The sequence below is a fragment of the Stutzerimonas nosocomialis genome (genome assembly GCF_005876855.1).
Taxonomy (GTDB): Bacteria; Pseudomonadota; Gammaproteobacteria; order Pseudomonadales; family Pseudomonadaceae; genus Stutzerimonas; species Stutzerimonas nosocomialis.
In genome coordinates this window covers 108,403-121,198 of the sequence record NZ_QLAE01000004.1, presented here as the reverse complement: position 1 = coordinate 121,198, position 12,796 = coordinate 108,403, and the positions used below count along the sequence as shown (strand labels likewise).

Annotated in this window: 9 protein-coding genes and 3 pseudogenes; 4 read left to right on the top strand and 8 right to left on the bottom strand. The window is 54.8% G+C overall.

Annotated features, from left to right (window positions below; translation table 11 throughout):
* Nucleotides 1–75: 75 nt before the first annotated feature.
* The 3 genes and pseudogenes from DN824_RS03670 to DN824_RS03660 form a co-directional block, all read right to left on the bottom strand.
* Nucleotides 76–456, bottom strand: coding sequence for a hypothetical protein (locus DN824_RS03670; protein ID WP_003292653.1), 381 nt, complete (start codon nt 454–456; stop codon nt 76–78).
* 86 nt (nt 457–542) lie between these two features.
* The gene (locus tag DN824_RS03665; protein ID WP_015275571.1) at nt 543–2,906 is read right to left on the bottom strand and encodes a heavy metal translocating P-type ATPase; all 2,364 of its coding nucleotides are present in this window, start codon (nt 2,904–2,906) and stop codon (nt 543–545) included.
* 494 nt (nt 2,907–3,400) lie between these two features.
* A pseudogene (locus DN824_RS03660) lies at nt 3,401–3,505 on the bottom strand (integrase); the annotation flags it as partial.
* Between the two features lie 198 nt (nt 3,506–3,703).
* Between DN824_RS03660 and DN824_RS03655 the strand changes: the two are divergent.
* Entirely contained in the window at nt 3,704–4,750 is a 1,047-nt protein-coding gene (locus DN824_RS03655; RefSeq protein ID WP_015275572.1) for a hypothetical protein, read from the top strand.
* Nucleotides 4,751–5,363: 613 nt separating this feature from the next.
* Here DN824_RS03655 and DN824_RS03645 read toward each other — a convergent pair.
* Nucleotides 5,364–5,669, bottom strand: a pseudogene (locus tag DN824_RS03645) (tyrosine-type recombinase/integrase); the annotation flags it as partial.
* On the opposite strand from DN824_RS03645, the pseudogene tcmP reads away from it, so the two are divergent.
* A pseudogene (tcmP, locus tag DN824_RS03640) lies at nt 5,667–6,470 on the top strand (three-Cys-motif partner protein TcmP); the annotation flags it as partial. The pseudogenes DN824_RS03645 and tcmP overlap by 3 nt on opposite strands.
* Before the next feature lie 57 nt (nt 6,471–6,527).
* Nucleotides 6,528–7,160: an HAD family hydrolase gene (locus DN824_RS03635; protein ID WP_003292660.1), complete on the top strand. Its 633-nt coding sequence runs from the start codon at nt 6,528–6,530 to the stop codon at nt 7,158–7,160.
* Between the two features lie 86 nt (nt 7,161–7,246).
* Here DN824_RS03635 and DN824_RS03630 read toward each other — a convergent pair whose 3' ends face one another.
* On the bottom strand, nt 7,247–8,137 hold the full coding sequence (locus tag DN824_RS03630) for a cation efflux transmembrane domain-containing protein (protein WP_003292661.1): 891 nt from the start codon (nt 8,135–8,137) through the stop codon (nt 7,247–7,249).
* 92 nt (nt 8,138–8,229) lie between these two features.
* Here DN824_RS03630 and cadR point away from each other — a divergent pair, with 92 nt between their 5' ends.
* Nucleotides 8,230–8,634 (top strand): Cd(II)/Pb(II)-responsive transcriptional regulator, encoded by a 405-nt coding sequence (gene cadR, locus DN824_RS03625; RefSeq protein ID WP_003292662.1) that lies wholly within the window; start codon nt 8,230–8,232, stop codon nt 8,632–8,634.
* A 122-nt stretch (nt 8,635–8,756) separates the two neighbouring features.
* Here cadR and DN824_RS03620 read toward each other — a convergent pair whose 3' ends face one another.
* From DN824_RS03620 to DN824_RS03610, 3 genes are all read right to left on the bottom strand, one after another.
* Entirely contained in the window at nt 8,757–10,130 is a 1,374-nt protein-coding gene (locus DN824_RS03620) for a heavy metal sensor histidine kinase (RefSeq protein ID WP_003292663.1), read from the bottom strand.
* Nucleotides 10,127–10,801, bottom strand: coding sequence for a heavy metal response regulator transcription factor (locus tag DN824_RS03615; RefSeq protein ID WP_008569962.1), 675 nt, complete (start codon nt 10,799–10,801; stop codon nt 10,127–10,129). Before DN824_RS03615 ends, DN824_RS03620 begins: the two co-directional genes overlap by 4 nt.
* Before the next feature lie 320 nt (nt 10,802–11,121).
* Complete coding sequence (locus tag DN824_RS03610) at nt 11,122–12,441, bottom strand: OprD family porin (RefSeq protein ID WP_014822255.1); 1,320 nt, start codon at nt 12,439–12,441, stop codon at nt 11,122–11,124.
* Nucleotides 12,442–12,796: the final 355 nt, after the last annotated feature.

The following is a 12,796-nucleotide window of genomic DNA, read 5'->3' as shown; positions in this document are numbered from 1 at the left end:
TCTTTCATGCGAGCCAAAGGCGCGCAGTAGCCGGCCCGAATGCTCACTCGGGCGGTTCCTATAATTTGATCGGAATTAGACGCGGGGTGGACGCCAGACGGCGTCTAAAAGGCTAGAGGGGATCAGGCCGTTATAGGGAGTGGTCACGGGTTTAGCAGCAGGCATCAGCTGGGCTTTTATTGAGACAAGCTGAAGGATACTTGCAGTTTTGCATTCTTGGCCCGTCTTGCAGACGGTCGCCGTTCCATGCTCATTCGCTTCACAGCACTCGTGTTCAGCACCGTCATCGGCGCCAACCATCGAAGCGTGGTCGGTCGTCATGGCGCCCACACCTTCCATATCGGACATCATGTGATGCCCGGACGATCCAACCGTCATGAGCATTTCCGCTATCCCATTGATCTGAAGCGCAAGCACTAGCAGCAGGATAAGGAAGGAGCGCATGTAGGACGTCATATTTCCAGCTTACGGGGCAATTCATGAGCAATCAATGAGGCAATCGGTCGCTTCGCAACCGAAGCCTAAGCCTAAGCCGACAGGCTTCAAACTACACGCGTTTGACGGAGCCGGAGTGCGTTGAACACAACCGATGCTGAGCTGAGGCTCATGGCCAGGGCAGCAATCATCGGAGACAGCAACAGTCCGAAGAACGGATAGAGCAGACCTGCGGCAATCGGGATGCTCAACCCGTTGTACATAAAGGCAAACAGAAGGTTCTGACGCATATTGCGAACCGTCGCCACCGAAAGCGTGCGCGCGCGCAGTATCCCCATCAGGTCACCTTTAACGAGCGTAACTTGGGCGCTGTTCATGGCGACGTCAGTGCCCGTGCCCATCGCTATGCCGACATCAGCCCTGGCGAGCGCCGGCGCATCATTTATTCCGTCGCCTGCCATGGCGACTACTTTACCTAGGGCTTGTAGCTTAACCACCAGCGCCTCCTTGTCCTGCGGCTTCACTTCGCCATGCACCTCATCGAGCGATAGCTCACGAGCCACCGCGCGGGCAGTGGTAAGCCCGTCGCCGGTGGCCATGATGACTTGCACGCCCTCCGCTTGGAGCCGCGCTACAGCTTCCTTGGAAGTCGGTTTGATTGGGTCCGATACGGCCAGCAAGCCGGCAAGTGCCCCATCAACAGCCAGGTACACAATGCTGGTACCGCTCTCGCGCATTTTTTCTGCCTGATATTTCAACGGCTCGACGCTCACACCCGCATCTTCCATAAGCGCGGTGTTGCCTAGCTGTAGCTGCTTGCCTTCCACCAGACCACGGACTCCGATCCCTGACCCTGACTCGAAGGTCTCTGGCTTCGCCAGCTGGAGACCTTCGCTTCTGGCATGGTCTACGATCGCGTGGGCTAGGGGATGCTCACTACCTTGATCCAAGCTGGCAGACAAACGGATGACTTCCTGCGAGTCAAACGGCGTGACGCCTATGGCCCGATCGAAGACAGGTCGGCCCTCGGTCAAGGTTCCTGTTTTATCGACAATCAGCGTGTCTACCTTACGGACATTTTCGATGGCGCCTGCGTCTCTGAAAAGCACTCCACTTCCAGCCGCTTTGCCTGTGGCAACCATGATCGACATAGGCGTTGCCAGGCCAAGTGCGCAAGGGCAAGCAATGATCAAAACCGCAACTGCATTGATCAGGCCGAATACCCAGCCCTGGTCAGGCCCGAACAGGCCCCATGCAAAGAATGTCAGCAAGGCGATACCGATGACCGTCAGCACGAAATAACCTGCAACCGTGTCTGCCATTCGCTGCATGGGTGCTTTGGAGCGTTGTGCATTCGCAACCATCTGGACGATTTGTGAAAGCATAGTCCCGGAGCCAACCCTGGTGGCTCGCATGACAAGCGAGCCGCTCGTGTTCATCGTCGCGCCGATAAGCGAATCGCCTGTCCGCTTCGTCACCGGAACCGGCTCGCCCGTTAGCATGGATTCATCGACGGCGCTCTCGCCCTCCAATACCTCTCCATCAACGGGTACCTTTTCACCAGGACGAACGCGCAGATGGTCGCCCTCATGAACATGTGTGAGCGGGATGTCCTCCTCTGAACCATCTTTGGCGATACGGCGAGCGGTTTTAGGTGATAAGCCAAGCAGGGACTTAATTGCCGAGGACGTCTGCGAGCGGGCCTTCAATTCCAGCAACTGGCCCAGCAGAGTCAATGAAATGATCACCGCGGCGGCTTCGTAATAAACGCCTATCCGGCCGCCTACTGTGAATGACTCTGGAAACATGCTCGGTAAGAGGGTTGCTACGACGCTGTAAATATAGGCAGCCCCCGTGCCAAGCCCGATCAAGGTCCACATGTTTGGGCTGCGATGTTTGACCGAGGCGAGACCGCGCGCGAAAAATGGCCAGCCTGCCCACAAGACAACCGGGGTCGTGAGGGCCAGTTCAACCCAGTTCTGGCTAGCCCCGTGAAACAGCGGTATCGCATGTCCCGCCATTGCCAACAGGGTTACTGCTACGGTCAGGGGCAGAGACCACCAGAATCGCTTCGAGAAGTCCTTGAGTTCGGGATTCTCCTCCTCGTCGAGTTCAGGGATCAGAGGTTCCAATGACATCCCACAGATAGGGCAATCACCTGGACCCATTTGGCGGATCTCAGGGTGCATCGGGCAGGTGTACTCTGTCGTTGCATCACCGGCGGGTGGTTTCTGTGCGGGTGGGGTAGATGCCCGAGAGGAGGTTCCATGAGCCTGCGGTGCAGCGAGATATCGAGCAGGGTCGGAACGAAACTTGGTCTGGCAACCCTGGCTGCAGAAGCGGTAAGTGCTTCCCTGATAATGCTCTTGATGCTCGCTATCCTCTTCCACCTTCATCCCGCAGACGGGGTCTGTGAGTGCTGCAGTACCTTTCGTTTGGTCGGGCTGGTGATGGCACTGCTGAGAGGACATACGGGGCACCTTATGGATTGGTTAGCGACGAACTTGGCCTATTGCAGGGACATTTGCGGTTTTTCAATGCTTGCAGCGTCTGACAGCCAATATATGCAAAGCGTCCTGACCAAAGGCTGAAGTAACCATTACATTTCTGTCAGGTTCTCTGGTATGTCAGGTCGTATGTATGTTGAAGCGAGCTGCTGGAAAAGTAGCTCGCGCAGATACCGCCTGCTGGCCTAGCCTATGCCTCCATTGTTCGATGCTCGGCCGCTTCATTTTGATGAATACCGAACCGTGCAAAAGCCTAAGCGCAGGTACTCTGCTTTTGAATACGCCTTTGGCAGAGTGGGATACGCCGTACGCTCTAATGAAGCCATAGGAACTCCTTTTCTGAGGAGTCAGAAAAGATAGTCCACGATCAGAGGCTGTGCGGTCGATTTGGTAAATTCTCTTGGCATCAACACGTTACGTGCGAAGTGAGTGAATTTTACTTATATCTCGGCATGACCCCTTACTCGGATCGCCCAGATATCTCTCAGTCGGAGCGGGATTTTCTGCCCGACCAATTTCCCTTTGTTCCAGGGCTGACGGCTCCAGGTAGCGATGATGTTCATGGCAAGTCCTCCACGTGTGGGAGGACAAGGATGGCTAGCCAGAGCAATGGTCGCTAACCGGCCAGAAGCTGACGTTCAAATTCGTCTAATAATTGCGTGTCAGTCATTACCGCCGGGCTGCGCCGGCAGATGGTTTGCGTGGCTAGGTGTTGTCAGGTAGGTTCGATCGAATCAGTGGGTCGAATAACAAGGGCAGCTATGGACTTCGCTAAGGCTTACAAGCAGTGCAGAAAATCGATGGCGCTGGGGCGAGGAATAAAAGCAGTAGAAGCTTGCTTACATCGAGGGAAGCATGAGTTTGATAGTTTGCAGGAAGCGAAGCTGAGCTGTTTTCGGGATATTCGCGGATATAAAATTGTTTCATCTGGTGAGTGTGCATTTTTTCCAAGAGATCTTTCGGAAATCAAAGTGGGCTCTGGGCTAGCTTGGTACAGAGATACGTTTGCGACTACTGAGATAGTACTCCCCCCATATCATAGCTTTGGATTTCTATCTGAATACGGCGGAAAAATCTCGAAAAGCAACAGTGAAGAGGAAAGGTACGCTCACGCGAATAATATGCTGTTGGAAATGTACACGCCCCCACGAATGGCCGACCTGATTTGTGGGGCATGGTCTCAGCGCATCACTTTTGCTCAGTATCAAGAACAGCTGATTGAGGCTGTAAAGGCATACTGTCTGGGTCTGTACGGCGTGGCAATTGTTGGAATTCTGCCTTGCATAGAAGGGTTCCTAAGAGAGCTTGGAAAGCACGTCTCTCTTCCAGTTAAGGATGCCGTGAATATAGAGACGCTTCTAAAGGTTTTTCATCGAATAAAGCAAGGTGAGTTGAAACGACTGGTCGCAGGTTATGATTGGTATCCAGACAAGGAATTAACGATAAACTATTTAAGTCGATATCATGAGCGAGTGCAGATGCTGGAGAGCATGGAAATGTACTTCCGTGGGTGTTTTTACGGTCATACAGAGTCGTTACCATCGCACTTTGTTTTAAATCGGCATGGGATTGCGCATGGATTCTTTAAAGGCTACGCAACACCGAGTAATTTCTTGCGGCTTTTTAATTTAATTAGCTTATTGTCGTTTGCAGCCATTCTTGTCGAAGGGCGCGGTAGCATGTTACAGCCGGGAGTTACCACTGATTCCGAAGCATTGGCATTGAATTTTACTAAATGCCTATTATCCCGACGATACGTTCAGCCGAATGCTCAATCGATTCTTCCATCCCCTATTATTTTGGGCTAGCCCTATACTCCACGGCACGCCCGCCGGCCGCGCATCGGGCAAGGATTCGGCCGGGCAAGGTGGTATTCAGATTTGCAGTCAGGTAGCGTCGCGCTCTTCCAAGGGAGGGGCGAGCGATGTGGACAAAGCATTACCGAGTGATGCGATCTGAGTTGGCCAAGTGCGAAAAAGCCAGGTCCGAACTGGAGAAGATGCACCCGCCCCACACCGTCCAACCGGAACAGGATGGACAGCTTCAGGACTATATTCAGAAGTCGGACAGTCTGTACGAATGGCGGCTGCTGATCTTGACCGAGTACTGGATGATAGAGGCAGACCGCCTCGGTGTCCCACTGCCTGATCGCGATGACAGGACTTTCTGGGGGCGAGTCGAATTTGATAGCGACCCGCGGGAGCCCAGGTATCTCACAGATGCTGGCATTCGCATTGTCAGGGCAGACATCCGCGAGGAGCGTAGGCAGCGCCGCGAGCCGGTAACCTTCTGGAGTAGCATCATGATTGGGGTAGTCGGCGCCCTGACCGGCCTAGCATCTGTCATACCGAACTGGTGGGCAGACTAGGGCGGCTATTGGCCGGTTAGCGACGGCCTGGCTTCGACCGTCGCTATGCATGGTCAAACCTCGGTCTGTTCCGCCATCTCTAGGGCATCATCGACCTCAATCCCCAGATATCGAACGGTGCTCTCCAGCTTCGTATGGCCGAGCAACAGTTGAACTGCCCGCAGGTTCTTCGTCCTGCGATAGATCAGCGATGCCTTCGTACGTCTTATTGTGTGAATGCCATACAGGGCTGGATCAGGGCCAATGGCTTTCACCCAACCTTTGACGATACGAGCGTATTGACGAGTGGATAGATGGTCTGAGATATGCAGCCGGCTCGGAAAAAGGCAATCCTCGCTGCGGGGCTGGGCATGATGTATGGCGATGTGCCGTTCCCTAAGATCAAATGGATTTTCCAGAATCTCAACAAAGCCGAGGTCCTGCTGACCTTCAATGTCGATTTTTTGGTTACGTATCTAGCCGACCGCCAAGCGAACCGGAAAGCCATTGCAAATATCGGCTTGGATCAGCATGTGCCATGGGACATGCTTAAACAGCTGAAGGCGCATCAGCCACGGAGCTGGCAATACCTGATCCAGCGCTATCTGTCCGAGGGGATCAAGCAGGAAAGCGGTGCCCAGTACATGACCGTCTTCTTCATTCGTCCGGCCGGCAGCAACCCGATGGCCTATTGGTTTATCCATCTGGCGAACAACTACCGCGCTAACGATGTGATGAAGAAGATCCACTGGAAATACGGCAACAACTTTTCCCATATGCTGTCGCCTTCCAGCTTTTTCAGCTACGACGCCAATCGGGATATCGCCGTGACAGGTCAGCACGATTTGCTGTTGGATGAGCATTATTTCGACGATGCTACCAATGACCGCATCCGAGGAGAACTTTCGGAGCTCTTGCCCAAACAGGTCTACGAGGTAGAACGGCAACCTTTTTTGGGCCTGATGAGCGGATTGACCAACTACACCATGGCTGACGAGCTTCGCGTAAAGCAGGCACTCGACATTGCTGTCGCGACCGGTGATCTGCTGGCGGTCGACAAGAACGGCAAAACAAGGCGTCGAAAAGGCACAAGCATCAAGTCGACAGATATCCTGATAGCGCCCCCGCAAAGACCCATCTTCTTCGTGCCACCTCTGAAGAAATCCAGTTCAGAAAACTGAGAGGGGCGGCATCGCTCTTCGGGTGGGCGGTTCGCCTCCAACGGTAGAGGTACCGGCATGATACAAGCAGTAGTTTTCGATGTGTTTGGCACGCTTCTCCAGATAGGTGAGCGCCGCCATCCTTTCCGCCAACTGATGCAGAACCTGCGGCTTCAGGGCAAAACACCAAGGCCGGATGACGCACGGACTCTGATGACTCGAAATCTGGGCTTGGCTGGAGCTGCCGATTATTTCGGTGCGCAGTTGAGCAACTCTGAGTTAGCTAGCCTTGAAAGCGACCTTTTCACCGAGCTGGCCAGCGTTCGCCTTTTCGATGATGCGTTGGAGTCGCTAAATCAGCTAAAGGACGCCGGCCTGAATCTCGCGTTGTGCTCCAATCTCGCAGCCCCATATGCGATTCCGGCCAAACTGTTACTGCCGTCGTTCGATGTTTACGGATGGAGCTTTGAGGTTGGGACAATAAAGCCTGAGCCCGCAATCTATCGTCAGATGATCGAACAGCTTGGCTGCGAAGCCTCCGCTATCGCAATGATCGGTGACACGTTGCAAGCCGATATGCTTGGTCCAATTGGGCAAGGCATGCGGGGCTACCACCTACAGCGTGAAGGAAAAGCCGATCAGTGCGGCTTCGTCTCGCTGATGGACTTTGCAGCCCACGTTCTGCAATACCCACCATCCGCCAACGGCTAAAGCGGCGTCGCCAGTTTTAGCTGACGCCGCTAGACCCGGATGGCTTACAGGCATGAAGACACCCTTTTTCTGTAACGGGAGCTCCTTCAACCCTTGAGCGCCAGAATACGCCGAGCGCCGTTGAGAACGATGAATCCCACGACGGTACCGATAATCAGGTCTGGGTAGTTGGACCCAGTCCAAGCGACGAGCGCTCCGGCGACTATGACGCCCATGTTGATGACCACATCATTGGCGGAGAATATCCAGCTCGCTTTCATGTGAGCACCACCTTCCCGGTGTTTGGAAATCAGCAGCAAACAACCCGTGTTGGCGAGCAATGCCAGGAACGCGACGGCCATCATTATCAGCGACTCGGGCTCGCTGCCGAATATAAAGCGTCTGATCACCTCTACGAGCACGCCGAGGGCCAAAATCAGCTGGAGCACACCAGCAAGGTGTGCAGCACGCACCTGCAGATTGACGCTGCGCCCAACCGCATAAAGGGCCAGGCCGTACACTGCCGCGTCAGCGAACATGTCGAGCGAATCGGCAATCAGACCCGCGGACCTGGCAATCAGGCCAGCAGTCATCTCTACCACGAACATGAAGGCGTTGATGCCTAACAGTAAACGTAGGGAGCGGGATTCCTGTGTAGAGTTCGCCGGATTCTCGGCGGCTTTGATCATCTCAGGGTCTGCCGCGACAGTTTTCTGAAGAGTGGCGCCTAGCCCTAACGTCGCCAGCTTTTTGGTTATGGGCTCAACGGCACTGTCATGCATGACATCTAACCGACGGTCCGACAGATCAAAAGTCAGCTTCCGAACTCCGTCCAAACCATTCAGCGCCAAGCGGATCATTCGCTCTTCTGATGGACAATCCATCTTGGGCACGGCGTAAACACTGACCCATTGCCCCGTCGTATCGGAAGGGTTTTGCATATCGGCATCAGCGGCTGGTGTCGCATCGCAGCCGCAGGGACCATCGGACTTGCTCATGATACGGCTCCACTTGAAATCGAAGATGGGATCATTAAAAGCCTTATAGCTACTATAAGGTCAATAACGCAGAGCCGATGAGGATTCACACGATGCGCATTGGTCAGTTAGCAAGGCTAATAGGGATTGATACACAGACGATCCGCTTCTATGAGCAGCAGGGCTTGTTGCCACCGCCTGATCGCCAGGCGAACGGCTATCGTGTCTACACCGAGAAGCATGGCGAGCGGCTAGCTTTCATCCGGCGCTGCCGAATCTTGAATCTGTCACTTCCAGAGATTCACGCACTCCAAAGCTACCAGGATGACCCTCGCCAGCCTTGTACGGCCGTCAATGCCTTACTCGATGATCACATTTCTCAAGTCAGATCCCAGATAACCGCTCTGCAATCACTCGAACGACAACTCGTTTCACTGCGGGCTAATTGCAACGATGGGCGGGAAGTTGAGGCTTGCGGCATTCTCGCCGGAATTAGCGAGGACGCATGCATTAAATGAACGGCGTTGGGGCTTGCGGGCCTGGTTACCCGGCCAACGCGCATGCCCTCGAAATGGTTGTTTGTCCCTGTGGTTTTTGCCCCTTCGTAGTGATGGCTGTCTCCGTGCGGTATCACTTTGAGTCAGGCCTGCCGAGGAAACGTGAGTTCAAACGTGGTCCGACCGTCTTTGCTGGCGACGGCCACGTGGCCTTTGTGGAGGTTCATCACTGAGCGGACAATCGCTAGCCCCAATCCTGCCCCGCGAGGTTGTATGCCGTTAACGCGGTAAAAGCGGTCGAACAGATGTGGGAGATGATCCGATTCGATAGTCGCGCCATGATTGGTGACAGCCAGCGAGACGATGTCTACGTCCTCCTCAAGGATCTTAAGTTCGACCGTACTGCCAGTATTTGAATGCCGCAGCGCGTTGGATAGCAGGTTGGAAATGGCCCGCTGGACCATAAGTCGATTTCCCAAAATCATGGCATCGCCCGTTACTGTCGTAGCGACTCCCGCTTCTTCGGCAAGGACTTCGAAGTATTCACATACGCGCCTCGCCTCGCTTCCTAAAGATAATTGTTCGAGCTTCAGTGCTGGGCTGGCGTGGCTGGCCTGGGCGAGAAACAGCATGTCTGACACGATTCGATCCATGCGTTCGAGTTCTTCAACCGACGACTCGATCACCTCCCGATAATGCTCCTTGCTTCGCTCACGCACCAAAGTCACCTGCGCCTTGCCTATCAGGTTGTTCAGCGGAGTTTTTAACTCATGAGCCACATCGTCCGAGAATTGTGACAGTTGCTGAACGCCGTCATCGAGTCGATGAAGCATTACGTTGAGGCTGTGCGCCAATGCCTGGAGCTCTTGCGGAAGCCGATCGGTGCGGATTCGAGGTGATAGATCCTGTGTAGATACCTTAGTCGCCAAGGCCCGGAACTTGCGAAGCGGCCGCAAGCCATTTTGGGCGATTAGCCATCCAGCCAATCCGATCAATATCAGTAGCATCGGCACGGTCACTAAGGCCGAGCGCAGGAATGCAGCCACCAGCCGTTGATCGGCACTGCGATCTTGCGAAAGTAAAAGCGTCATTGGAGCCAGTCCCGGGACTTGGATTTGCTTGCGCCCGGTTAGCATCTGCACGCCATCTTTCGTTGTCCAGCCAAGATAGTCGCCGTCCCTGCTCACGAGATCCAGCTGCTGCGGCGCATTGGCGAATCGGCCGATACTGAAAATGGGTGATTTCGCTGTATCGCCGATGACCGTAATCGAAAGGTTGTCATGGCCGAGTACGGTATCGCTCAATGCGTGTTGCCAGGAGCGGCCCATACGGGCTTTGGTGTCTTCGAGGAGTCCATGATCGATCTGAGAGAGCTTGGCCGTCACTTCCTCCTGGGCGCGCAGTTCCAGTTGGCGCACCAGTACCCAGTAGCTCAGTGCAATCAGCAGCGCGACCAAAGCGGCGCCGGTCAGTGTGATTTGAAGCGCGAGACGCGATGCGAGGCTGAGTGGCTTCAAGGCCGCGCCTCCAGCACGTAGCCCACACCCCGGATGGTGTGTATCAGGCGATCGCCGAAGGGTTCGTCCACTTTCATCCGCAGGCGACGAATCGCAACATCCACCACATTGGTATCGCAGTCGAAATTGATGTCCCACACCATGGCAGTTATTTCCGTACGCGTGAGGACTTCGCCAGTCCGGCGCATGAGCAGATGCAATAACGCAAATTCTTTGCTGGTGAGGTCGATACGCTGACCGCTCCGGTAAGCCCTATGCCGGGCCGGGTCCAGTTCGAGGTCGGCTACACGCAGGTTGCTCGGAAGTGTGACTGCCTCGCCTCGCCGCAACAGTGTCCGGATACGGGCAAGCAGCTCGGGGAACTGGAACGGCTTGACCAGATAGTCGTCGGCGCCCGATTCCAAGCCGCGGACTTTTTGCTCTAAGCGGCCATTGGCAGTCAGCATGATGACGCGTGTCTGCTTACGCCGCCTGATGAGTTCGAGAACCTCCCACCCATCCATGGTTGGCAGATTCACATCTAGCAGCACGATGTCATAGTCGTTCTGCAGTGCCAGGTGAAACCCATCGAGGCCATCACTTACGCAATCGACCAAGTAACCACATTCGATAAGACCCTGCTGCAAGTATTCCGCAGCTTTGATCTCGTCTTCGACAACCAGGATGCGCATGTTTTGAGGTAACTCGGCAAGGAGGTGCGCGGTAAGCGGAACCAAAAAAATCCATGTAGTAACTAGGTCAAGACGAAAGCGGCTTGGCTCTAGCGTGAAAGGCAGAGGCGAAAAGATCTGCCCAGGGAAGCGGGAAGCACTTTAACGCGGTAAAAGCCCTGTGAGGGCTATCTTGCGAATTTGTAATCTACCGGTCATTTGGTTGACCCGCAGCGCGAGCGGGTGCACCAAACGAAAAAAGGCGCCCTGATGGGCGCCTGAAACACATCTTCAAACCAAGGGAGCAAAACTAAAGAAGATGTGGTGTTGCTCATGGTGTTTCACAAGATCGAGAGAGGGTACTCGGCGATGAATCGGACCTCATCGAGGTCGGACTCGAAAGCAGTCGCCCGCGTGGTAGCCTGGCGCACCCGCAGAGACAAATCCTTGAGAGAGCCAGTCTGTACAACGTAGCGGGCTTCGACGTCGCGTTCCCAGCGGTTCTGTCCCGTCAGCGGCGCACCGTTATCGTCTTGGCGCATGTACACCTCGTTCGCGTTGCTGTAATCGGCGCCCCAACCGCGGGCGTAGCGGGTCATGAAAGTAAGCCCGGGTATGCCGTACTCCGCCATGTTCAGGTCGTAGCGCAGCATCCAGGACTGCTCTTTAGGTGAGTTGAAATCACTGTACTGAATGGAGTTGTTCAGGTAGATCGAGTCCGCCTGGCGCAAGTAGTCAAAGTCGTTGTTACCGTTGTTTCGCTGATACGACGCCGTGACGGTGTGCGCGCCGAAGGCGACACCCAGGCTGGAGCTCCAGATGTTGTTGTTGAACTCGCCCAGCAACTCACGGCCTTCGTCGGTTGCCTTGTAATAGTTGAAGCTGGCCAGCAGCGCGACGATATCGGAGAGCGGATAGGTGGCCGACGCACCGAAGTAATGCTGGTTCCAGGCATCTTTGAGGCGGCTGGTGTACAGGCTAAGACTGATATTTTCATTCACGCTGTAGTCACCGCCTGCGTAGCCGAGCCAAGGCGCGTCTACGCCCCCGCCGTAGAAGGTGACGAAGTCTTCGTTCATGTTACTGGTGTTGGGCTGGCTCATCGCGTGCAAGCGGCCTCCCTGAAGGGTGAGGTCGTCCAGCGAGTTGTTCACAACGGTGACACCCTTGAAAGACTCCGGCAGCAGCCGAGAGTCGCCGAAGTGCACGACAGGTGTAGTGGGAAATACATCGCCGGCCTTGATCTCGGTGTCCAGCAAGCGTGCTTTCACCGCGCCCCCCACCCGTGTGAAGTCATCCTCAGGATCGCCAGCGCTGTCGTGGGGAAGCAGGTCGATGCTGCCGCCCACACCGGAGCGCCCCGAACCGGAGTCGAGCTTGAGGCCGAGCATGGCGAAAGCGTCGAAGCCAATCCCTACCGAGCCTTGGGTATATCCGGACTCGAAGAAGGCCATCAATCCGTGGGCCCATTCCTCGGAGTAGCCATTGCCGGCGGCACTCTCACCGTCGCGAAAATCCCGATTGAAATAGAAGTTGCGATTTATCAGCGATAGCGTGCTGCCTTCGATGAAGCCCTCGGCTGTTTCCGATTGGGCAAAGACCGGGGCGCTGCCCAATGCCAGTGAAAGGGCTGTCAGCGAAAAAACGGCCTTTTTGCTCATGATGATGCTCCTTATGTACGGCAGGTCAGTGCTCGAATGACGCCTTTCGCCTTTTTGTTTTTAGCGCTTGGCCATGTTCTTCCCCTAGAGATGACGGCAGGATTAGCGGCAAATGACTATTTTGTAATCTGAGGAAGCCCAATCGCGCACTCCTTCGATTACAGATTTGTAATGTTGCGGTCACCAGGTCGTTATCCACACTTATTTAAAGTCACCACCCCATAGCCATCAGCTATCTCGCCGGCTTGGCAAGGCTGATAAAAACGCTTTCGTGTATTTGTCTACTAAATTCAGGGCGAATCACTATCGCAGTAGAGGCGCATGTGTTTCGCGTCTTGGCGGGGGTAGTTCTTAT

Coding starts and splice junctions, on each gene's coding strand:
- cadR (WP_003292662.1), top strand. CDS start 8,230: ATGCGCATTGGTCAGTTAGCAAGGCTAATAGGGATTGATACACAGACG.
- DN824_RS03610 (WP_014822255.1), bottom strand. CDS start 12,441: ATGAGCAAAAAGGCCGTTTTTTCGCTGACAGCCCTTTCACTGGCATTG.
- DN824_RS03655 (WP_015275572.1), top strand. CDS start 3,704: ATGGACTTCGCTAAGGCTTACAAGCAGTGCAGAAAATCGATGGCGCTG.
- DN824_RS03615 (WP_008569962.1), bottom strand. CDS start 10,801: ATGCGCATCCTGGTTGTCGAAGACGAGATCAAAGCTGCGGAATACTTG.
- DN824_RS03635 (WP_003292660.1), top strand. CDS start 6,528: ATGATACAAGCAGTAGTTTTCGATGTGTTTGGCACGCTTCTCCAGATA.
- DN824_RS03665 (WP_015275571.1), bottom strand. CDS start 2,906: ATGTCCTCTCAGCAGTGCCATCACCAGCCCGACCAAACGAAAGGTACT.
- DN824_RS03670 (WP_003292653.1), bottom strand. CDS start 456: ATGACGTCCTACATGCGCTCCTTCCTTATCCTGCTGCTAGTGCTTGCG.
- DN824_RS03630 (WP_003292661.1), bottom strand. CDS start 8,137: ATGAGCAAGTCCGATGGTCCCTGCGGCTGCGATGCGACACCAGCCGCT.